The following is a 19,891-nucleotide window of genomic DNA, read 5'->3' as shown; positions in this document are numbered from 1 at the left end:
CAAGCTCCTCGGCTCCTTGCTTCAGTGTCAGTATGTCTCGCTCATCACCTCAAGCCGCGCCAGATGGGGTCAGCTTGGCGCTTACACTTCAGCATGGCCAGCAGCTTGTCGGGAGCACGGAAGCGACCCGGCTTGAGCGACGGCGGAGCCATCGCGGCAAGTGCCTCGAGCTTCTCGGTCGGATCGGCCCGCAGATAGATCTCCGTGCTTTGCAGGCTGGCGTGACCGAGCCAAAGCGACACTTTGCGCACATCGCGGGTCGCCTGCAGGGTGTGCATGGCGCAGGTGTGGCGCAAGACATGCGGAGTGACGCGCTTGTCGGCGATGGACGCTTGCTTCAGCGCCGCGGTGGCCACGTGCTTGGCGAGGACATATTCGAATCCGGAGCGGGTCATCGTGCGTCCTGCGGCATTGAGGAAGAGCTCGGCATCGCCACTCGCCGGGCGGACCGCTAGCCAGGCCTTCAGCGCCGTCGTGGTCTCCTTCCACAAGGGCAGCACACGCTCGCGGCGTCCTTTGCCCATCACGTGGATGCTGGCAACCGTCTGGCGGTCGATTTGGTCGATGCGGAGACTGACGAGTTCGGAGACGCGCAACCCCGCGGCGAAGGCTAGATGCAGCATCGCTCGATCGCGGATGCCGGGCACCCGACGGGGATCCGGCGCATCGAGCAGAGCCTGCATCTCGACGCGGGTGAGATGGCTGACGAGCGCCTCGTCGACCTTCTTCATTGGGATCGCCCGGACCCGGCGCGCCTGATCCAGACAGGACGGGAGCCGGTACTCGAGGAAGCGGAAGAAGGCTTTGATGGCGGCCAGACGGGCGTTGCGGGTGCGCGCCGAGTTGCCGCGTTCCTCCTCGATGTGCTCCAGGAAGGTCAGGAGGAGCGGGGGATCGAGCTGTTCGATCTCGATGCCGGACGGGGTGGTCCCCAGTCGGGCAGCCGCGAAGCACAGCAGCAGTTGAAAGCTGTAGGCGTAGGCCTCGCAAGTGTGCCGGCTCGCCCGCCGCTCGCGCGGCAGATGCTCTCGTAGGAAGGTGGCGAGATGAGGAGCCAGCGCGGTCATGTGCGCGAGTCTGACGATGCTTGAGACGCTTGAGCTTGCCAGTGATGGCTGATGCGGTGCAGCGGTCCGCAGGAAAATCTGCTTGCAGGCGGCGTCTGGACGCGCTTCTTGCAGGTAGTCGATGATCGCGTCGCCGGCGGCCTGGGGCAGCGGAAGCCGGATCTCGCGGCGTCCTTTGCCGCGGACACGTAAGGTTCCCTCCCGCCAGTTGATGTCGTCGAGGCGCATGTCCCGAACGTCACCGGCACGTAGGCCGAGACGCGCGAGCAGCAGCAGGATCGCACGGTCGCGGATGCCCCGCGGCGTCGTGACATCGCACGATGCGATCACCCGATCTACTTCCGCGGTAGAGATGTAGCGCGGCAATGCCGATAGTCGCCATTGCGGGACCGCCGGGATGGCCTGATCAAGGCCTGGTTGGGATAAGCCTCGGGCAGAGAGATATCTAAGGTAGCCCCTCAGCGCCATCGTCATCGTCTTGAGGTAGGCCCGCGAGCTTCGTTGGGCCTCGTCAAGGATCACTTGCCGAATGAGACCAGCATCGTACAGCTTTGGATCACGACCGAGAGCGGGAAGCAGCCGCATGACCATACGGCCATGGCGGCAGATGGTGCGTTCGGAAATCCCCCGGTGCCGTCTCAGCCAGGTTTGGAATGCAAGGACCTGGTCGTCATGGGCGCGCGACGTATCCTGCCTCAACGGCGCCACCACCCCGCATTCCACCAGAAAGCGCACGAACCGCTGCGCTCGGTTCACGTATTTGGCGGAAAGATAATCGGCCCGGCGGATGCCGGGACAGCGGCATCGATGCCGCGCAAAGCGGCGAACGACATCGTCATCAACTTCAGCGACGCCGATCTTCGTGCTTCGCAACCACTGACCGAAATGACGCGCCGAGTCCTGGTAGCCTGACACCGTCAGGCGGGCATATCCCAGGATCGACAATCGTCTCGTGAATGCTTCCACAAACGGACGCATGGCGCCCGAGTCCATCAGTTGTGAACATTCCGGCAGAACTTCGTTCGACTTTGGCACGTCTGGTCTCCCTCTCGAGGTCAAAGAACGCCGAGAGACGAGAACAATTATGTCGGGTGAGGAAGCCTGCCTGGTAGGCTAAAATATTGTAAAGAAGGAAGAAGTCGCTCGAGCCGCTGCGGACTCAGCATAATCCTGCGCTCCACATAATTGCGGAAGTCGACCGGCTTCGTCGCCACCATGACCTTGACCGCTCCCGTTGGCCCGATCACGACGTTGCCCTCAGCGCACGGATCACCGCTGCAACCGTCTTCGAATCCGCCCCACGACCCACCCGCATTGCGATGCCGTCGATCTCGAGCTCGATCACACCAGCGTCTCGAGCCGGCTCCCGCTTTCTTGGCTGTGGCCGATGCTTCGCCGCAGGCTTCGGAGGCGCTGCCGTCACCACCGCCGGCACGAACATGGATTCCAATATTGCTGCCTCCCCCATCGGCCGGCGAGCAGCCCGACGCCAAGTGAACAATTGCTGCGGGGGAAAGCCCATACCGGCGTGCCACAGCACAAACCGTCTCGCCCGCCTCGTAGCTCTCCGCCACTATCCGGGCCTTCTCCTCCGGCGGCCACTCACGCCGCCGACCCGAACCAGTGAAGATCTCCAGCCGACGGACCGGCTCCTCGTCCCTGGACTTAAGCGTAAACTCTGAAATCGTCATATGTCGAAGCCCTCAAAGGCCTCGAACATCGTCCCTTACATCCACGCGCGAAAGGTGCCGCCGGGACAGCGCTTACACTCGGCCGCAATGCGCGCAGCGCGTTCCGCCAGGATCATCGCGTGGGCGGCGGCAAGGTCGGAAGGCAGCAATCGGCAGCGGTGTTCACAAGCCGAGCGAATCATGACCGCCGGCGATTTTCAGAGGCAAAATCTCATCCGACCGATGTTGGACGCCACGTTTCTTGCGGATTTCGCCAGTCGATGCCGGACAACAGATAGCCGAGTTGCGCCGCCGAGATCGTTACCGCGCCATCGGCAGGCGACCGCCACAGAAAGCGGCCTCGCTCCAGCCGCTTGTACCTCACTTGGGAATGCAGACTCTACGAACGCAGTTACGCAATTAGTGCGGATCACGCATCCGTTTCATCCTCTGTTCTCGCGGCTGCTGCCATGTGTCGGCAGGCGATACAATCGGCATGGCGAACGCCTTTTGCTGCAGGCCGACGATACTGCCGTGTGGTCTGTTCCCCCGCAATGGACTGATCTTGCGAACCCGGATCCAGAAGTTGTCATGGGGAATGGGCGGGCGCTCTTGCGTACTGTCGACTTGCTGGAGCTGGCCAGTCTGGTCGGGCGCCTTTCTGGTAAATCGGCTTCGCGATCACTCGACAAGTTGTAAGGATAATTATGCCGCATCTGTAAGGCGGATTATGCCGCAGGAGGGTTTGTATGATGAGCATGTCCAGCACTTCGGCTATACGTTCAGCATTGATCGCACAAGCGGCCTTGACATCGATGCTAATAGCGGCATAAACATGTTTACGATTATGCTTCTTTCCACACTCGGAGCCGGCGATGTCCGACAGCAAGCGCTCGAAGACGGAGGCCCTCATCGAACAAGGCACCTTCAATCCAAACCCCGAGAAGGTGGGCGATCCGAAGTTCAGCGACAGCGAGTTCTTCGATCCGCACGACGCCGTGCAGGTCAGATACGAGATGCTGCGGCGCGTCTCCATCGACAACATGTCGGTGACGGTGGCGTCCGACGAGTATGGCGTTTCCAGGCCGACCTATTACCAGGCAAGGGCGAGCTTCGACGCAGCCGGGATTGCGGGACTGGTACCAAAGAAGCCGGGCCCCCGCGGTCCCCACAAAATCGACGACGAAGTCCTGGCGTTTCTTCAGGCGCAGTTGGGCCCGGGCGAACCCGTTCGTGCTCGGGAGCTGGCAAAGCTGGTCCGCCGCGAACTCGATGTCGAGCTTCATCCCAGGACGATCGAGCGGGTATTAAAAAAAACCGGCAGGTGAACATTGCCGCGGCATCGGTGCGTTCATCGATCCTGTCGTCGGCCATTGCGGCCCAGTATGAGGTGCTGCGCGGGGCAGCCCTCGGCGAAGCTCTGCCTCTCAAGGCTCGTAGCGGCCTCATGCTCTTTCTGCGCCGGGGCATGTGGGGATGGGCACAGACGCTGGCCGCAGCAGCAAATCCCCTGCAAGAACAAAGTCATCCGACCGCCTGGCCGACGCACGGCGGGCACGCAGCCGTCGTTCACGTCTTTGCGACAATAGCCATGAGCATCCACGACCGGAGGTCACCATGAATGCGCACCTTAAAGTCCAGCCTCATCACGTCGAACGCAGCGCCTACCTGTACATCCGCCAATCCTCGATGCGGCAAGTCATCGAGAACACCGAGAGCGCCAGGCGGCAATATGCGCTTCGTGGACGTGCGGTCGCCCTCGGCTGGCGGGACGAGCAGATTATCGTCGTCGACAATGATCAGGGTGAATCCGGTGCTTCGGCGGCCTGGCGCGAGGGGTTTCAGCGTTTGGTCAGCGACGTCGGCATGGGGCGCGCCGGGATCGTGATGGGGCTGGAAGTCTCCCGGCTGGCGCGCAACAATGCCGATTGGCAGCGCCTGCTGGAGATCTGCGCTCTTGCCGACACCCTGATCCTCGATGAAGACGGCGTCTATGACCCCGCAGGCTTCAACGACCGGCTCCTGCTCGGTCTCAAGGGCACCATGAGCGAAGCAGAGTTGCATGTGATCAAGGCACGGCTGCGCGGAGGCATCCTCAACAAGGCAAGGCGCGGCGAGTTTCGCTGTCCCCTGCCAACCGGGCTGGTCTATGACCATTCCGGCAATGTGGTGCTCGATCCGGACACGCAAGTCAGGGAGACGATCATCCATTTCTTCGAGACGTTCGCTCGCGTCGGATCCGCCTCCCAGACCGTCAAGGCCTTTCGCACGGAAGGCCTTTTGTTCCCGTCACGCCTGCACAACAGTCAGACGGTGTTTCGGCCGCTGACCGCATCGACCGCGGTGCGCGTCCTGAACAATCCGCGTTACGCCGGCGCCTATGCCTATGGGCGGCGACACTATCGGCGCACCATCGACGGCAAGAAGACTGTGCGTGCGCGAACCAATGATGATTGGCCGGCCTGCATTCCCGATGCGCATCCCGGCTATATCAGCTGGGAACAACATCAGGAGAACCTGAAGATTCTCAAGGCGAACGGCCAAGGGTATGACGCGGCACGAGCGTCAATCCCAAGAGAAGGCCCGGCGCTGCTGCAAGGTCGGGCGGTGTGTGGGCAATGCGGCCGGCATTTCCGGGTTCGCTACGCTGCCCGGCGCGGCCGACAGGAAGCCTGGTACATCTGCGATCGCGCCCATACCTATCGCGGTGACCCCTTGTGCCAGTCGATCGCCGGGCCTCCTGTCGATGAAGCCATCGGCAGGCTGATTGCCGAGCAGATGACGCCGGCCGCCGTCGAACTGGCGCTCGACGTCCGTAAGGAGATCCAAGCCCGGCATGAAGAAGCAGATCGGCTGCGCTGTCGCGCGGTCGAGCGCGCCCAGATCGAGGCCGATCTCGCCCAGCGCCGTTTCATGCTGGTCGATCCCGACAATCGTCTCGTCGCCGACACGCTCGAAGGCGAATGGAACGAGAAGCTCCGTATTTTGGCCAAGGCCCGCGAAGAGCGTGAGCGTGCCCGGGAGCACGATCAATTCATCCTTGATGAAGCTGTCCGCGAGCGGCTGGTCGCAATGACGGTGGATTTCAACAAGCTCTGGGCGGATCCCGACACACCAAACCGCGAACGCAAGCGACTCCTTGCCCACATCATCGAGGATGTCACTCTCGTCAAGCTGCCGGCGGAAGGAACCACCAAGGTTCACGTGCGATTCAAAGGCGGCAAGATCCAGACGCTCACAACCTTGAGTCCAAAATCTTCCGCCCAGCAGATCAAGACGCAGCCCGGCATCGTCGAACTGGTCGGTAAACTCCTCGACGACCACATCTATTCCGAGATCGCAGAACTGCTCAACCAGCAAGGATACCGTCCCGGCGAGGCCGCACGCCGCGGTCGCCACACCGCCCGCTTCACGGCCTTGCGAGTTGCCTATCTCGTTCACCAATACAAGCTGCGCTCTCGCTATGACCGCCTGCGGGAACGTGGAATGCTGACAAAACAGGAAGCGGCCGCGTGTCTCAATATCCACGAGCACACCGTCACCCGATGGGCCAAACATGGCCTCATCGCCAGCCACGCCTACAACGGGCACTATTGCCTGTACGAACTTCCCGTTTCGGATCTACCGCAAAAACAATGCAGCCGATGGAACCGGCTCGTCGATCGCGCTGCCGCACGAAGGCAAAATGCCAGCCAGGCAAAAACTCTCAACTGAAGACGAAAGGGACGTAGTATGAATGCAGATCGTTGGTGAACAGGCATGCCCCCTGGCCGTCGTGCCAGATCACCTTCAAGAGATCACCCCTGCGTCCGCGAAAGCAGAACAGATGGCCGCTCAAAGGATCGCGCTTTAGAACCTCCTGGACCTGCAAAGCCAAAGACGGGAATCCTTTTCGCATGTCGGTGTGGCCGGTGGCCATACCCGAACACCGCTCGGAACCGGAATCATCGCCGATCAAGAACGTCAAGAACTCGACCCAGCGCATCGGCATCCACCATCCGGTCAACCCGAACGCAGCGCCCATCACCGAGGTCGATTTCAATCAACCCGCAGGCGTGGCGGGAAGCCCGAGGACTAGCCTCACTCCTAGCGGCCACATCGCCGCTCACCGGCCGCTTCGTATCCGCTTCGCTGATCGTGACCGGGACAAATCCCGTTTCCACCCCGCCGCCCCCAAGACGGCCCTCCTGGGCTTGCCGTCGCCAACTGAACACGAGGCTATTTGCAATCTCGTGCCGCCGCGCCACGTCGCAAACAACAGTACCGGGCGCGAAGCTTTCCTCAACGATCCGGATCTTGTCCTCATGCCGCCAGGGCCGGCGCCGTTCGGCATCCAAAACTTCAATCTTCATCGACCTCATGACCTTAAGCATAGGACTTAAGGTCAAAGACTCCGACGAACCCCTCAATCACGCAAGGCGGCCTCCGCCGGATGGATACGGAGAATGTGCCGCCCGCCATCTGGACGGCTATTGCGGCATCCTGCCAGGTTGATGGCTATGCCGCTTACAACCGGCTGGCCAAGCCCGATCGGGCCAACGACGGCGTGACGCTGGCGGGATGTTGGAGCCACGTGCGGAGGAAGTTCTACGAACTGCATGTCGCGGGCTCGTCCGTCGTCGCCTCGCAGACGGTGGCGCAGATGGCTCCGCTCTGGGCGACTGAGGAAACCGTCCGCGGTCACGACCCCGCAGCCCGGCCGCACCCCGGGTGACGGCGCGTCAGGAGAAATCCGCCGCCATCTTGGCCGCGCTCTTCAAGCTATGGGAAAAGGAACTGCCGAAGCTCGCTTCCTCGCCGACGGCCGCATCGAGCTCGACTCCAACACCGTCGAGCGTGCGATCAGACCGCAGACAATTACGCGAAAGAACAGCCTCTTCGCTGGCAGCGACGGCGGCGGGCGAACATGGGCTACCATTGCCACGCTGCTGGCCACCGCCAAGATGAATCAAGTCGATCCGCACGCCTGGCTTACCCAGACCCTCGAGCGCATCGCCAACGGCCGGCCCAACAGCGAAATCGACGCCCTCATGCCGTGGACCTACAAGAGCTGAACGGCCCGAGCTGCCCGCTTACGCCTGTTCACCTTGCGGCGTGAACTGAGACAGATCGAGGAGCAAGCAACACGAACAAAGCATTCGGCCGAAAGGGCGATGCCCGAATCGTTCCCTGGGGACGATGGGCGAGGCGATCTCGTTGAGAGTCCCGAACCCTGCCGGCCCAAGCGCGGCAAGGTCGTGAAACAGATTGAGACGCCTCGCTCTCCTGACCCGATCATGCGGCGGCCCAAGCGCTGACCGCGAAGAGAAGCGAGTGACCCACGGAACGTCCCAGAAAAAAGTGCAGGAGCATCTTGATCAAAACGACCCCAATCAGAGAAGGCCCTAAGCAGTCATGTTCCGTCATCTCAAGTTCGTCGCGATCTTAATGCGCTTATTAGTGCGAGGTCCCGCTCCGTCTCAAGTATTTCAATTGAGCGCCCCGCCGCTTCCTCGGCGATCCCAGAGATCAGCTTTTGGCAGACATCGCTCGTCAACCTTGGATTGCCAAGCGTCGCCCAACGCCGCTCCTGACTTGGTCCCAGATGATCGAGGTAGTACTCGATCCCACCGTTCCCACCGCCAAGGTGGTAAGCCATATGAGCGCCTATGACCGACCATCTCAATCCAGGTCCGTTTACTAGCGCCGCGTCGACATCCGACACATCAGCTATGCCTTCTGCGACTATGTGGATAGCTTCGCGCCATAAGGCTGAGGATAATCTGTTTGCGATGTGACCGACGGCGTCCTTCCTTAGCAGGACCACCTTGCGTCCCATAGCTTCATAGAAGCTCCGCGCTCTTTCGCGAATTCCATCGTCGGCCGCAAAGATTTCCACCAACGGCATCAGATGCGGAGGATTGAAAGGGTGAGCGGTGATAAAGCGCGCCTTGTGTTCCAAATCCGCAGAGAGTTCAGTCCACGTAAAAGACGATGTGCTACTAGCAATAACGGCGCTTTTTGAAGCAATCTGTTCGATTTCTTTATAGAGCGCCCTTTTTATATCGACTCTCTCAGGGATATTTTCCTGTATCCATTGCATTTTACTAACAGCTTCCTCCAAAGTTGGCGCGAAGCTCAACTTTCCAGAAGATTTAACGATCTGGCCAAGCTCATCCAAGTGTGAAAGCGATCGCCGAACCGAATCCTCAAAATTTGCCTGGACAGTCCTATTAGGATCCCAGGCAACAACATCCATCCCCCGGGCGAGAAAGAGCGCAGTCCAACTCGCGCCGATTACGCCTAGTCCGATGACAGACACTGGAGACAACTTGGCTGTCATAGCTCGCCTTTCCATTTTGAGGGTTGTGAAGGTTGCCCTACTAACAATGCCATTTTGAATTCGGCGAGGACCTTATGCCCCTGTCTCAAGATCCGGGACCACTACTCTAGTTTCCTAAGGTTTAGGCAGCCAGCACTCTCTCGACCAAACTGACCCAATATCCAATGCCATATTGCAAGGCTTCATCATTGAAGTCATATGCTGGATTGTGCAAGGCAGCAGTCGCCCCGTTGCCGATGTATATCAGGGCCCCTGGCCTTGCTTCGAGCATATAGGCGAAATCCTCAGAGCCCATGCGCGGACGCATTTTACCGTTCACTGATGCAGAGCCCACGACACCAGCAGCAGCTTCAATCGCTAGATGTGTTTCCTTTGTATGGTTGAACGTGACGGGTTCGAGCCTTCGATAGTCGAGATCGACATCCCCGCCGAAAGCGCGCGCAAGGCCCCGTGCCGTTTGCAGCATCTGTTGTTCAGCGAAGTCCCGAAGATCAGAGGAGAATGTTCGGACAGTACCGCCTATCTCAACGTGATTGGGGATTATGTTATACGCTTGTGCGGCGTTTAATTTTGTGAAGGAGACCACGAGCGAATCGAGTGGATTTAGCTTGCGCGAAACTATTGTCTGCGTACCGACGATTATCTGTCCCGCGATCACAACTGGATCGACGGCCTCGTTCGGCTTGGCTGCATGGCCACCCTTACCCTTTACTACCAAGTCGAATTCATCCAGTGATGCCAGAATTGGGCCGTCGCAAATGCCAAAGGAGCCAATCTCCATGCCCGGCGAGTTATGCATACCGAAGACTTGATTGATGTTATAGCGATCCATAATGCCTTCTCGGACCATCCTCTCGGCGCCCCTGCCATCTTCCTCGGCGGGCTGAAAAATCAAGGCAACCGAGCCTCGAAAATTTCTAGTGGCCGCAAGATACTTGGCGGCACCCAAAAGCATAGCTGTATGGCCGTCATGACCGCATCCGTGCATCAAACCTGGTGTCTCCGATTCCCAAGGCTTGTTCGAAGCTTCATGTATCGGCAACGCGTCCATGTCCGCTCGCAAGCCGATGGTCGGCCCGTCTCCGCCCTGGCCCTGAATTAGGGCGACTATTCCGGTTTCAGCAACTCCGGTTTCAATGTGATTGATACCAAACGAAGCCAGCCTCTCGATGACGAACTGCGCCGTCTTATACAAACGGTAATCGAGCTCCGGGTTTCGATGTAGGAAGCGGCGCCATTCCGTTGCTACGGCGTGGAGCTCTTGATATCCTTCTACTTTGTTCATGAATAACTCCACATGTTTCGCGACTGATTGGTCCCACTACAAGGCGATCCTCAGGAATCGCGACAAGAAAGATGCCGATGAACGGAACGGAGCGCGTCCCAATTCAGCTTGTGCCAATCGTGACTCGGTAGCCGAATTCTGCAGCCGACGCAGAAAACCAGGACCAAAAGCTGCGTGTCAGACTGCGCGCCACGAGGATTTCGAACACCGCACCATCCGGCCCGTCCTCAACTCGCCAGAACTGCACGCCAATATGCGCGAAGCTCGTCATCGCGACGGCCCCAACTGGAAAGACCGAAGGGTGTACGTCAATCATGGATCCCTTCGCGAGAACTTCAAGTACTCGCTTCCCCGAGAGGCGAAGCGCTGCCCAAGCGTGGCTCTGGTCGCTGACAGCCGCATCGGTTGATAGCGATGCGAGCAGCTCAGGGAAGCACGCTCTGTTGCGTGCAAGGAGCAACCACCGGTCCGGCCCTGACCAGACAAAACCATGTGTGTCCGACAGGATAATAGAAGGTTGCCGTGGTAGATCGAGATCAACTAGGTGTTTGGTGGCACGGTCTAACCTAGCTGAGTTGGGATTCGTGGTAACACTGGCGAATCCCAAGCCCTCCAAGGTGAGCACAGTTACACCCGGTGCGCCGCTCGCTCCGAACGAGCCCGTCTCGGCAATACCGGCCCAAGCACTGTGCGTGCGCCAAATAGAGGTCGGTTGCTTAGCCATGGAGACGTGAACCTTCGGGATCGAAGAAGACGGGAGAGCAGACCTCGACCTCCACATCGCCGTTTCGGACGGGGTCCACGGCACGGATACGTTCGCCCAAGCGCGCAGGTCCACTTTTAAGAAGCCCAAGACCGATCCAGCACTTCAAGTTTGGTGAATAGGCGACGGAGGTCATGTATCCCTCATCGTTCTCCATCACGGGGGATCGGCCGACGCCGACAAAATGGGCGCCAGCGGTCAGAGGGTCCCTAGCGTTTACCGGCCGGAAACCCACGAGGCACGGTCGGTCGGGCTGCATGAGCGCTTGCCGCTTCGCCATGAGGCGGCCAACGAAGTCTTTCTTCGACGACATCATCTTGCCAAAGCCGAGATCATGAGCAGTGGTCTGGCCGTTGAATTCAGATCCACCCACATGGCCTTTCTCGACGCGCATAACGTCGAGGGCATCCAAACCGTATGGAGTAATACCATATTGTTGACCTGCCTCCATCAAGGCTCGCATCAACGCAACGCCGTAATCAGCCGAGACCGCCAGCTCGTAGGCCAGTTCGCCCGAAAATGAAATTCGGAACAGGCGCGCCGGGATGCCGCCGCCTACCGTGATCTCGCGAGCGGCAAGAAATGGGAACCTCTCGTTCGAGATGTCGTGATCAGCATCAACCACAGCGCGCAGAACTTCGCGCGATTTCGGCCCGGCTATCGCCACTTGCGCCCACTGCTCAGTGACGGAAGCGATCTGAACTTCAAGGTTCGGCCAGAGCACCTGAAGGCAAAAATTGAGATGCTGCATCACCTTTCCGGCATTGGCCGTGGATGTGGTCATCAGGAAGTGATTCTCGTCGAGCCGGGAGGTGGTGCCGTCGTCCATGACAAAGCCGTCCTCGCGCAACATTACTCCGAACCGAGCCTTGCCAACCGGGAGCGTTCTCCAGCCGTTGATGTACACGCGTTCCAAGAATTCGCAGGTGTCGGCGCCCTGTATGTCGATCTTGCCGAGCGTTGAAACGTCGCAAATGCCAACTCCACCGCGCACCGCGAGCACTTCACGATTGATAGCCGCCTGCAAATCTTCGCCTGGCATGGGATAACACGTTGGGCGAATCCCTTGAGCCGAGACAACAAAGTCCGCCCCGAATTCGCACGACCAGTGATGCGTCGGCGGCAAGCGCATCGGGCGGAAATCTTTGCCTCGATGATGCCCTGCAAGCGCACCGATTGCGACCGGGGTATATGGTGGGCGGAATATCGTGGTGCCGACGTCGGAAACTGCCCGCCCATCCAGCTCCGCCATGATCGCTAGACCTGTAACGTTCGAGGTCTTACCTTGGTCTGTACCCATGCCGAGCGTCGTATAACGCTTGAGATGCTCAACCGAACGGAAGCCTTCGCGCGCGGCGACCTCGACGTCTTTATCCGTAACATCATTTTGCAAGTCGACGAAGGCTTTGCCCCTGCCGCCTTTCACGCGCCACACCGGCTTTACGCTTGTCGTTTCACTATCCGTACGAGGAACGGGTTCGGCCCCTGTCGGTGTCAAGCCGACCTCGGCCATCATCTCGCGGCCGAGTCGTGCGCCGTCTCGCAGAGCATCGGCAAGAGTAAAGCGGCCGGCTGCACTGCCAGCGACAGCGAGGCCTGACGGCAGGGCGCCAGGGACGAAGGCCTGGGCTGCCTCATCCCAAACCGGTTTCCCGCCCTGGTGGGAGGTTAGGTGCAGCGTCGGGTTCCAGCCATTTGCGACCGCAAGTAGATCGCAGGACACCATCGCCCGTATACCGACAGCATTGCGGACAACAACACCGCGAAGTTGATGGCCGCCCCGCGTGGCCTCTACAGCGCCGCCTGCGAACAGTCGAGCCCCGACGCGTTCCGCGAGCGTTTTGAACGCTGGATCGATGTCGCTGCGAGAATCGACAATAGACGCGACGCGGATACCGGCCGCCGCGAGTTCGGACACCGTATCCCACCCATTGTCACCTGTCGTAAATACAACAGCCTTACGGCCAGGCAAGACGCCGAATCGGTTGATGTAGGTGCGCACAGCGCCGGCAAGCATAACTCCTGGCCTATCGTTACCCGAAAAGACGATCGGCCGTTCGAGTGCCCCGGACGCGAGGATAGCGCGCTTCGCGTAAATTCGCCAGCCGCGCTGGCGCGGCTGATGCGCTGGCGGAACAATGACGTGGTCATTCACACGCTCAACTGCGCCAAAAACGCCGTGGTCGTAGAGCCCGAAGACGCTGGTGCGCGGCATGAGGCGTACTTCGGAGAGGCTGGCGAGTTCGGCCAATGTCGCGGCAAGCCAATCCGCGGCGGGACGTCCGTCGATCTCGCGCCTCTCGCTAAGCAGACGCCCGCCGAACCGAAAATCCTCATCGCAGAGAATGACACGCGCCCCGCTGCGCCCTGCGGCGAGAGCCGCGGAAAGGCCGGCAGGCCCGCCACCAATCACCAGAACATCGCAGAAGGCGAAAGCCTTCTCATAATGGTCGGGATCTTCAAGCCCAGCAGCGCGCCCGAGTCCGGCGGCGCGGCGGATCAGGGGCTCATAGAGCTTTTCCCAAAACGCTGCCGGCCACATGAAAGTTTTGTAGTAAAAACCGGCGATCAGGCTTGGCGAAGCCAGTTCATTGACCGATTGCAAATCAAACTTGAGCGACGGCCAGCGGTTCTGGCTCCTTGCCTCAAGACCCTCGAACAGCTCGACCATCGTTGCTCGCGTGTTCGGCTCACGGCGCGGGCCAGTGCGCAGCTCGACCAGGGCGTTCGGCTCCTCGGGGCCGGCCGACAAGAGACCGCGTGGACGGTGATATTTGAAAGAGCGGCCGAGCAGGCGGACGCCGTTGGCGAGCAGCGCCGACGCCAAAGTGTCGCCGGCGTGGCCCTCATAACTCTTGCCATCAAAACCGAAGCAGATCGATTGAGTGCGGTCGATCAGGCCTCCGCTGTTAAGACGAAAAGGCTGCATGCTCATGTCGCCGCTCTCGGGCTGCGAGCATTAGCCGGCATCATCACCGAATCGATCGCGTGGGTCAGTGTATCTCGGCGCACGACCAGCCAAGTATTGCAACCGGCGGCGTGATACCAGAACTCCTCATGAAGACCGCGCGGATTGTCGCGCAGATAAACGTAGTCAAACATCGCGCCTTCCGTCCCAGCGAGGCCATCTGGGCGCTGCGGGCTTGAATCGCCCTGATAGGCAAATTCCTGAATGTCACGTGGTCCGCAATGGGGGCATGCGATGCGCATCTGGTCAAAATCCATTACTGCAGGTTTGGATGGGCGCCTGCGCCCCTTTCGTCAATCAAGCTACCGGCGGCAAAACGGTCCAGCCTATATGGGGTAGCGACGGGGTGCGGCTCGTCCTTTGCTATGAGGTGGGCGAAACATAGGCCAGCAGCTGGTGTCGCCTTGAAGCCGCCGTAGCACCAGCCCGCGTTGAGATAGAGCCCTCGGACCGGGGTATGGTCCATGATCGGCGAGCCATCCATGGACATGTCAACGATGCCGCCCCAGTGACGCAGCAATCGTACTCGGCCCAAGGCGGGCCATATTCCCATTGCAGCTTCCATCACACCCTCGATCGTCGGGAGGTTCCCGCGCTGGGCGTAGGAATTATAGCCGTCAATATTGCCGCCAAAGACCAGCCCTCCCTTGTCTGACTGGCTGACATAGAAATTGCCCGCACCGAACGAAAATGCGCAGTCAACCAGCGGCTTGAGTCCTTCAGTGACGAACGCCTGCAGCACGTGACTCTCGATCGGTAAACGCATCCCTGCCATTGCAGCGAGATGCGAGGAGTTGCCGGCAACCGCGAGTGCGACCTTTTTTGCAGTGATCTTCCCACGCGTTGTCTCGATGCCCGTGATGCGGCCGTCCGCGATTTCGAAACCGGTCACTTCGCAGTTTTGCACGATATCGACCCCGCGGCCGTCAGCGGCCCGTGCATAGCCCCAGGCAACCGCATCGTGGCGCGCGGTGCCAGCACGTCTTTGCAGCAAGCCACCTTTGACGGGAAAGAGTCCTTTCTCGTAGTCGAGGAAGGGTAGCATTGCACGTACCTGCTCGAGGGTTAGCAGCTCGGCATCAACACCGGCAAACCGCATCGCGTTGCCACGTCTTGCGAAGGCGTTGCCTTGGGAGTCAGAATGGAAGAGGTTTAGCATACCGCGCTGGCTGACCATCGCGTTATAATTCAGCTCCTTCTCGAGTCCCTCCCAAAGCTTCAACGACATTTCGTAGAACGGGATGTTCTGAGCAAGGAGATAATTCGAGCGGATAACCGTCGTGTTGCGGCCGACATTACCGGAGCCGATATGGCCTTTCTCGATGACCGCTACGTTATTGATTCCATATCGGCTTGCGAGATAGTAAGCCGTGGCGAGGCCATGACCGCCGCCTCCGATAATGAGGACATCATATGCGGACTTGGGCGAGGCATCAAGCCATACCGGCTTCCAGCCGGTATGGCCCTTCAAGGCTTGAGCGATTAACGTGAAACCGGAATAGCGCATTGGACAAATTACCAATATCGAACTGCACTGACGTCATTTCGCCCCCGACAACGGTGTTGTCGAGAACAAGTCCGACGCTAAGTTAAAGGGGACGCGGATGGTCGTGAACTCGAGGGTTTTGGGTCACCAACATAGATGAAGCCGTGTCCCGATTCGGGCCGCGCTGGATAGCTGCTTGGTCGTCATAGAAAAATGCGACGTTGCCGGGCGCGAGAAAGTCTCTAATCTGCACTGCGCTTCACCTTGTTCACGGGCGGATGCAATTCGAACCACTGCTTATGCGCCATTTGGCGTTGCATTCACCAACATAAAGTCGTGAACGGTACCATCGCGTTTTCAGATGACGAGCAAGCTAACCATAGGAGGGACAAATAGGGGAGCATGTCCATTCTCTTTGGCGGCTCGCGTGTCACTGTTCAAAAGGCCCTCTTGCCCGCTTCTCGGCCTGGGTACGGACAACGGAACCGTTTTCATGAAGAGACGCTGAAGGCATATTGCGACGTCGCCCGGGCTTGGGAAAGGCTGCCTTCTATAACCGCAAGCGCCATCTCCTCTCGACGCAGCAGCGTGAGACGGGCATTCTTATGAATGTTCATTCGGACCCTCCGACGATTCTGAAGCGTGGTAACTCCAGTCTCCTCGGTCAGGTCCGAATGGACAACCTACTGAAAGCTCACATCTAGAGCAGTTCCGCTTTTGACTCAATCGGAAGGGATTCCGATCAGGGACGAGTTTGCGGCGCGTGGCGTGAAGGGTCTCGCACGACACGGTATGGCAGTTCCTGTGGCGCGAGGGGCTGCGTTTCAAAAAAACGCTGTTCGCCCTTGAGCAGGCGCGCACTGACTTTGCCCGCTGGCGCCAACGATGGCGATCCTGGCAGGTCGGCCTCGATCCGCAATGCCTGTTCCTCATCGACGATGAGTGTATAGCGCGACAATCAGAGAGCGCGAGGCTATTCGCCCTCTGATTGACGCTGCGCGACAATCTGCGGCGTATTGTTGATTGTCGCGTAAGAGGCCGGCCTGCCGCGCTGGCGTTTTGCCTCCATGGCGGATCTGCGCCTGTAGCTCTCGACGTATCGAAGATGGTGGCGTGATGGACGAGACGATCGACGGCTGCGAGCGTCATGGCGGGGTCGCCGATGGTTGCATGATGCCTTTTTCCTCGATCCTCCATTGCGCTGCGCGCGAGTGGGCAGGATGGCGATCAGCTCGTCGGTGAGCTCGATCTGCCAGGGTTGTCCTTTCATCATCTGCCGGCCTTCGAGCACGCTGCGCATCAGATATTTGAAGATGGTTTGCGGCGTGACGCCAAGAGCGGCGGCTCCTTGGACGGAATAGGTCCCGTCCGGCCATCGGGCCGGATTGGTGCTCGTGCCGTTGATCTTGACGGTGGGAGTGCCCCAGCATTTGCGCAGAAGCCAGACGTTACCACCTTTGAATGTGCAGTTTTGTGCCGCGAGGAAGCCTTCCGGATTGAGCACCGAGGCAATTTCCTTGTCCATCTTGCCGGCGGCGTTCAGCTCCGTCACCCGGTCCCGCAGCTTGTCGATTTCTATGTAGTCGTGTGAACACGTCTTTGAAGGGAGTGGTCACTTGTCGCTCCGGTCCGCCAGACGATCTTGATCCAGACCTGCCCTGGTAGGCGCTTCTGGTCGATAATGACTTCCTCAATGATAGGCGCAGGATGTGCTTGCGTTCGGTCGCCGGAAGATCAGATGCCCGGCAAGTCTTCTCCCAGCGTCAACGGGCCGTTTCGGTCCGCCTCGCTCAAGACCAGAGGTTCGTCGGAACGCCATCGTTGGTATTCCTGCTCGATAGCCTCGGCGGCGCGCAGCTTCTCCTCCCAGGCGCGCTCGAGAGAACGCGCCACGAGACGGTTCTCCGGCTCGACCGCATCGTATTGGTGTCGGGCCCTTTCTCCCTCCTAGCGGGCCCGCTCGCGGCGCACGCCCCATTGACGCTCGCTCGAGTTGGCGTGGTTCGTCCTCGACCTGAGCGAGAGCGGCCATCGCGGTGGCGGACCCCTGTCCGGCGCCACGGCCCCGAGCAGCATGCTTTCGACGTGGGCATTGACCGGCAATGCGCGCACTTCCTGACACAATTGCCCTCCGTCAGGACCGCGGTCGGCACGACATATTTAACAGGATAGTCTCCAGCTGCACCGTATGCTCATCCGGCGACCGCACCGTCCGCAGACCGCGATGGGGACCTTGGCCGTCCGCGAGTAATAGCTACCCTGGCGAATTCGCCCGCTTACCTGCCGCCGCTGGCCACAGACCTAGGCGCCAGCATAGCCGGGATTATGAAAATGCTGAGCACCCGCGGATTGGTCGCCTCACGCCACACGACATTGTGCGGAACCGGACCGAGAAACGACGCACAGGCAATGGCAGATCCTGCTTTGGCAGGTAGCGCATCACTGCCCGTGCCGTTCCAAGCTCACGGAACTTGCTGAAGATGAGGCCGAGCCTCGCCTGCACCTCCTTATCGGGATTGAGGATGATCTGGCCGGAGCGATCATGAGCTAACCCAGCGGGAAGGGAAAGGCGTAGTTCGCCACGCGCTGCTTTCTGTCTCTCGCCCTAATGGGCGCTGCTTGATCTGATGCAGTTCCGCCTCCTCATGATGCCGGACAGGCCGAGCAGCAGGCGGTCGTCATAGTCGCAGGGATCGCAGACCCGTTCGCCGTCCGCGATAATGACGTCGAACAGAGAGCACAGGTCGAGTAGTTGATGCCAGTCGCGATTGTTGCGCGCGAGCCGGGAAGCATCGGGCTGATGACCAGGCCGGCATTACCAAGTCCGATCTCAGCGATCAGCTTTCTGAAGCCTTCGCGCTCGACGGCCTGCCCCGGACTTGCCAAGGTCTTCGTCAATGACATGCACGCGCTCATGCGGCCAGCCGAGATCGATGGCGCGGTCGACGAGACGATATTGCAACTGGGTACTTTCCTGATGATGCCGCACCTGGTTTACGGAAGACTGGCGAATGTGGATATAGGCCAGCTTGCCGCGATGCTTGCCATCACACACTCGTAAAGCCTATTCGATCTGTTCAGCATGGCGGTTCGCCGCGACCGGCGCTTCCGTTGAGCGCTTGCGAAGCAGCAACGCCGCCAGCGATTGCGCGATCGCCTCTGTGTCTCCGCCGGCAGGCTGCAAGATCGGTTGCCGAGCGCCGAATAGAGCGACGACGCCCATCGGCAGGAGCGGGCAAGGAAAAGGTCCTCGCGGATATAGCGGAATGGTCGCTCGACTTTGCCCTACGCTTAAAACAAGCGGCCCTTGCATTAACTCCGGAATTGAAGTGGTCCATCTCGACCAACAACTGTTCGGTTTTAGCAGCATTGCTTTAGCAGCAGTCCAAGATGGTCGCCGGCATCAACAACGATGATCTGACCGGTAATGTTTGACGCTTCCGTCAGGAAGAACAGCGCAGCCTCGGACATCTGCTCCGGTGTACCTGCCTGGCGTAGAGGAGTTCGCTGTTCCTGGTCTTCTTTCATCTTATTGTATTCAACTTCGCCGATGCCATTTAGCATCCAACGGGTTTGGATGAAGCCGGGGCAAACCGTGTTCACCCGAACGGCTGGGCTGAGCCAGCGTGCAAGCATCACGGTGAGAGTATTTAAGGCGCCCTTAGACAGCACATAAGGCAGTGAGCTGCCGTTGCCGGTAAGGGTGGCATTGCTGGACACATTTACAATCGCGCCGCGTTCTTTCCTTTCCTCCCACCGTCTCCTCATGGCCGGAAACACAGCACGGCTCATCAGGAAAGCGCCCGTGGTGTTCACACGAAATATGCGGTCGAAATCCTCCGGTGTGACGTCTTCAAGGTCACCGGCTTTTTGGAACTTTGTGGTGGCAGCGTTATTGATAAGGCCGTCGATGCGCCCCCATTTGCGCAAGGTCTCGGCGACCAGTTTGCGACAGTCTGCATCTTGTCCTACGTCGGCCTGCACAACAACGGCTTCAGCACCTTGCGCTTTAACTCTGGCATAAGTCTCGTCGGCTTCCTTTTTGCTTCTACTATAGTTTATCGCGACGTTCCAGCCCTGCGCCGCGAGACCGACGGCACAAGTCGCCCCCATGCCCGTTGCTGATCCAGTCACAATTGCCACTTTGATCATGGTGTTTTCCTTTAGAAGTTTGACACGGTTCTCACGAAGCTCGGCGCAGTTTAGATTTTTGAGATGTGGTCCGGGTGACGCTCCTCGACCTTGAGTGTCTTGCGACGAGCTCTCTCAGTGCCTCATGTACTAAGTTAATTCAGGGAAACAATGTCGCAAACGACAGCGCATCAGGTTG

General features: G+C 59.5%; 19 protein-coding genes and 5 pseudogenes. 7 read left to right on the top strand and 17 right to left on the bottom strand.

The features are described 5' to 3' along the window. Positions 1 to 44 precede the first annotated feature (44 nt). From NKH04_RS27315 to tnpB (NKH04_RS27300), 4 genes and pseudogenes are all read right to left on the bottom strand, one after another. A complete protein-coding gene (locus NKH04_RS27315) occupies positions 45 to 1,067 on the bottom strand; it encodes a tyrosine-type recombinase/integrase (RefSeq protein ID WP_353045258.1) in 1,023 nt (340 codons plus the stop codon). A 42-nt stretch (positions 1,068 to 1,109) separates the two neighbouring features. After that, a pseudogene (locus tag NKH04_RS27310) lies at positions 1,110 to 1,535 on the bottom strand (tyrosine-type recombinase/integrase); the annotation flags it as partial. A gap of 614 nt (positions 1,536 to 2,149) precedes the next feature. Next, on the bottom strand, positions 2,150 to 2,758 hold the full coding sequence (locus tag NKH04_RS27305; RefSeq protein ID WP_353045252.1) for a transposase: 609 nt from the start codon (positions 2,756 to 2,758) through the stop codon (positions 2,150 to 2,152). Positions 2,759 to 2,969: 211 nt separating this feature from the next. Then, positions 2,970 to 3,122 carry an IS66 family insertion sequence element accessory protein TnpB gene (gene tnpB / locus NKH04_RS27300; protein WP_353045251.1) on the bottom strand — a complete coding sequence of 51 codons (153 nt, stop codon included), beginning with the start codon at positions 3,120 to 3,122 and terminating at the stop codon, positions 2,970 to 2,972. 38 nt (positions 3,123 to 3,160) lie between these two features. Between tnpB (NKH04_RS27300) and NKH04_RS27295 the strand changes: the two genes are divergently transcribed. The 4 genes from NKH04_RS27295 to NKH04_RS27280 all read left to right on the top strand — a co-directional run bounded on the left by NKH04_RS27295 (position 3,161) and on the right by NKH04_RS27280 (position 6,451). Then, entirely contained in the window at positions 3,161 to 3,436 is a 276-nt protein-coding gene (locus NKH04_RS27295) for a DUF5372 family protein (protein WP_352496118.1), read from the top strand. A gap of 176 nt (positions 3,437 to 3,612) precedes the next feature. After that, positions 3,613 to 4,065, top strand: a complete 453-nt coding sequence (locus tag NKH04_RS27290) for a helix-turn-helix domain-containing protein (protein WP_352930109.1) — start codon at positions 3,613 to 3,615, stop codon at positions 4,063 to 4,065. After that, a complete protein-coding gene (locus NKH04_RS27285; protein ID WP_353045250.1) occupies positions 4,062 to 4,358 on the top strand; it encodes a hypothetical protein in 297 nt (98 codons plus the stop codon). Before NKH04_RS27290 ends, NKH04_RS27285 begins: the two co-directional genes overlap by 4 nt. Continuing rightward, positions 4,355 to 6,451, top strand: coding sequence for a recombinase family protein (locus NKH04_RS27280; protein WP_353045249.1), 2,097 nt, complete (start codon positions 4,355 to 4,357; stop codon positions 6,449 to 6,451). Before NKH04_RS27285 ends, NKH04_RS27280 begins: the two co-directional genes overlap by 4 nt. On the opposite strand, the gene tnpB (NKH04_RS27275) is transcribed toward NKH04_RS27280, so the two are convergent. Further along, positions 6,444 to 6,635 (bottom strand): IS66 family insertion sequence element accessory protein TnpB, encoded by a 192-nt coding sequence (gene tnpB, locus NKH04_RS27275; protein WP_353045257.1) that lies wholly within the window; start codon positions 6,633 to 6,635, stop codon positions 6,444 to 6,446. The two genes, NKH04_RS27280 and tnpB (NKH04_RS27275), sit on opposite strands and share 8 nt — an antisense overlap. A gap of 46 nt (positions 6,636 to 6,681) precedes the next feature. Next, positions 6,682 to 7,089: an IS66-like element accessory protein TnpA gene (gene tnpA / locus NKH04_RS27270; protein ID WP_353045248.1), complete on the bottom strand. Its 408-nt coding sequence runs from the start codon at positions 7,087 to 7,089 to the stop codon at positions 6,682 to 6,684. Positions 7,090 to 7,180: 91 nt separating this feature from the next. Here tnpA and NKH04_RS27265 point away from each other — a divergent pair. Next, positions 7,181 to 7,791, top strand: a pseudogene (locus NKH04_RS27265) (IS66 family transposase); the annotation flags it as partial. 353 nt (positions 7,792 to 8,144) lie between these two features. On the opposite strand, the gene NKH04_RS27260 reads toward NKH04_RS27265, so the two are convergent. The 7 genes and pseudogenes from NKH04_RS27260 to NKH04_RS27230 all read right to left on the bottom strand — a co-directional run. Then, a complete protein-coding gene (locus NKH04_RS27260) occupies positions 8,145 to 9,059 on the bottom strand; it encodes a 3-hydroxyacyl-CoA dehydrogenase NAD-binding domain-containing protein (RefSeq protein ID WP_353045247.1) in 915 nt (304 codons plus the stop codon). A 121-nt stretch (positions 9,060 to 9,180) separates the two neighbouring features. Continuing rightward, positions 9,181 to 10,344, bottom strand: a complete 1,164-nt coding sequence (locus tag NKH04_RS27255; protein ID WP_353045246.1) for a M20 aminoacylase family protein — start codon at positions 10,342 to 10,344, stop codon at positions 9,181 to 9,183. A gap of 103 nt (positions 10,345 to 10,447) precedes the next feature. Then, positions 10,448 to 11,068 (bottom strand): sarcosine oxidase subunit gamma, encoded by a 621-nt coding sequence (locus NKH04_RS27250; protein ID WP_353045245.1) that lies wholly within the window; start codon positions 11,066 to 11,068, stop codon positions 10,448 to 10,450. Continuing rightward, positions 11,061 to 14,042 (bottom strand): sarcosine oxidase subunit alpha family protein, encoded by a 2,982-nt coding sequence (locus NKH04_RS27245; protein ID WP_353045244.1) that lies wholly within the window; start codon positions 14,040 to 14,042, stop codon positions 11,061 to 11,063. The genes NKH04_RS27250 and NKH04_RS27245 overlap by 8 nt, the downstream gene beginning before the upstream one ends. Continuing rightward, positions 14,039 to 14,317 (bottom strand): sarcosine oxidase subunit delta, encoded by a 279-nt coding sequence (locus NKH04_RS27240; RefSeq protein ID WP_353045256.1) that lies wholly within the window; start codon positions 14,315 to 14,317, stop codon positions 14,039 to 14,041. The genes NKH04_RS27245 and NKH04_RS27240 overlap by 4 nt, the downstream gene beginning before the upstream one ends. A gap of 14 nt (positions 14,318 to 14,331) precedes the next feature. Then, complete coding sequence (locus NKH04_RS27235; protein WP_353045243.1) at positions 14,332 to 15,582, bottom strand: sarcosine oxidase subunit beta family protein; 1,251 nt, start codon at positions 15,580 to 15,582, stop codon at positions 14,332 to 14,334. Positions 15,583 to 16,064: 482 nt separating this feature from the next. Further along, a pseudogene (locus tag NKH04_RS27230) lies at positions 16,065 to 16,178 on the bottom strand (IS481 family transposase); the annotation flags it as partial. Between the two features lie 124 nt (positions 16,179 to 16,302). Between NKH04_RS27230 and NKH04_RS27225 the strand changes: the two are divergent. Then, a pseudogene (locus NKH04_RS27225) lies at positions 16,303 to 16,510 on the top strand (IS630 family transposase); the annotation flags it as partial. Between the two features lie 24 nt (positions 16,511 to 16,534). On the opposite strand, the pseudogene NKH04_RS27220 reads toward NKH04_RS27225, so the two are convergent. Both NKH04_RS27220 and NKH04_RS27215 read right to left on the bottom strand, forming a co-directional pair. Further along, positions 16,535 to 16,719: pseudogene (locus NKH04_RS27220) on the bottom strand (hypothetical protein); the annotation flags it as partial. A 576-nt stretch (positions 16,720 to 17,295) separates the two neighbouring features. After that, positions 17,296 to 17,454: a hypothetical protein gene (locus tag NKH04_RS27215; RefSeq protein ID WP_353045242.1), complete on the bottom strand. Its 159-nt coding sequence runs from the start codon at positions 17,452 to 17,454 to the stop codon at positions 17,296 to 17,298. 862 nt (positions 17,455 to 18,316) lie between these two features. Here NKH04_RS27215 and NKH04_RS27210 point away from each other — a divergent pair. Continuing rightward, complete coding sequence (locus tag NKH04_RS27210) at positions 18,317 to 18,622, top strand: hypothetical protein (protein WP_353045241.1); 306 nt, start codon at positions 18,317 to 18,319, stop codon at positions 18,620 to 18,622. Positions 18,623 to 18,625: 3 nt separating this feature from the next. Here the strand turns inward: NKH04_RS27210 and NKH04_RS27205 are convergent, their stop codons facing one another. Both NKH04_RS27205 and NKH04_RS27200 read right to left on the bottom strand, forming a co-directional pair. Continuing rightward, positions 18,626 to 18,784: a hypothetical protein gene (locus tag NKH04_RS27205; RefSeq protein ID WP_353045240.1), complete on the bottom strand. Its 159-nt coding sequence runs from the start codon at positions 18,782 to 18,784 to the stop codon at positions 18,626 to 18,628. Between the two features lie 137 nt (positions 18,785 to 18,921). After that, positions 18,922 to 19,713: an SDR family NAD(P)-dependent oxidoreductase gene (locus NKH04_RS27200; RefSeq protein ID WP_353045239.1), complete on the bottom strand. Its 792-nt coding sequence runs from the start codon at positions 19,711 to 19,713 to the stop codon at positions 18,922 to 18,924. Positions 19,714 to 19,891: the final 178 nt, after the last annotated feature.

This window comes from Mesorhizobium sp. M1365 (genome assembly GCF_040317865.1).
Taxonomy (GTDB): domain Bacteria; phylum Pseudomonadota; class Alphaproteobacteria; order Rhizobiales; family Rhizobiaceae; genus Mesorhizobium.
Note: the sequence above shows the minus strand (reverse complement) of the source record. Positions and strands in the feature narration are given on the sequence as shown.

Coding starts and splice junctions, on each gene's coding strand:
- tnpA (WP_353045248.1), bottom strand. CDS start 7,089: ATGAAGATTGAAGTTTTGGATGCCGAACGGCGCCGGCCCTGGCGGCAT.
- NKH04_RS27260 (WP_353045247.1), bottom strand. CDS start 9,059: ATGACAGCCAAGTTGTCTCCAGTGTCTGTCATCGGACTAGGCGTAATC.
- NKH04_RS27255 (WP_353045246.1), bottom strand. CDS start 10,344: ATGAACAAAGTAGAAGGATATCAAGAGCTCCACGCCGTAGCAACGGAA.
- NKH04_RS27200 (WP_353045239.1), bottom strand. CDS start 19,713: ATGATCAAAGTGGCAATTGTGACTGGATCAGCAACGGGCATGGGGGCG.
- NKH04_RS27235 (WP_353045243.1), bottom strand. CDS start 15,582: ATGCGCTATTCCGGTTTCACGTTAATCGCTCAAGCCTTGAAGGGCCAT.
- NKH04_RS27240 (WP_353045256.1), bottom strand. CDS start 14,317: ATGCGCATCGCATGCCCCCATTGCGGACCACGTGACATTCAGGAATTT.
- tnpB (WP_353045257.1), bottom strand. CDS start 6,635: ATGCGAAAAGGATTCCCGTCTTTGGCTTTGCAGGTCCAGGAGGTTCTA.
- NKH04_RS27210 (WP_353045241.1), top strand. CDS start 18,317: ATGCCAGTCGCGATTGTTGCGCGCGAGCCGGGAAGCATCGGGCTGATG.
- NKH04_RS27280 (WP_353045249.1), top strand. CDS start 4,355: ATGAATGCGCACCTTAAAGTCCAGCCTCATCACGTCGAACGCAGCGCC.
- NKH04_RS27205 (WP_353045240.1), bottom strand. CDS start 18,784: ATGGGCGTCGTCGCTCTATTCGGCGCTCGGCAACCGATCTTGCAGCCT.
- NKH04_RS27290 (WP_352930109.1), top strand. CDS start 3,613: ATGTCCGACAGCAAGCGCTCGAAGACGGAGGCCCTCATCGAACAAGGC.
- NKH04_RS27305 (WP_353045252.1), bottom strand. CDS start 2,758: ATGACGATTTCAGAGTTTACGCTTAAGTCCAGGGACGAGGAGCCGGTC.
- NKH04_RS27245 (WP_353045244.1), bottom strand. CDS start 14,042: ATGAGCATGCAGCCTTTTCGTCTTAACAGCGGAGGCCTGATCGACCGC.
- NKH04_RS27315 (WP_353045258.1), bottom strand. CDS start 1,067: ATGACCGCGCTGGCTCCTCATCTCGCCACCTTCCTACGAGAGCATCTG.
- NKH04_RS27250 (WP_353045245.1), bottom strand. CDS start 11,068: ATGGCTAAGCAACCGACCTCTATTTGGCGCACGCACAGTGCTTGGGCC.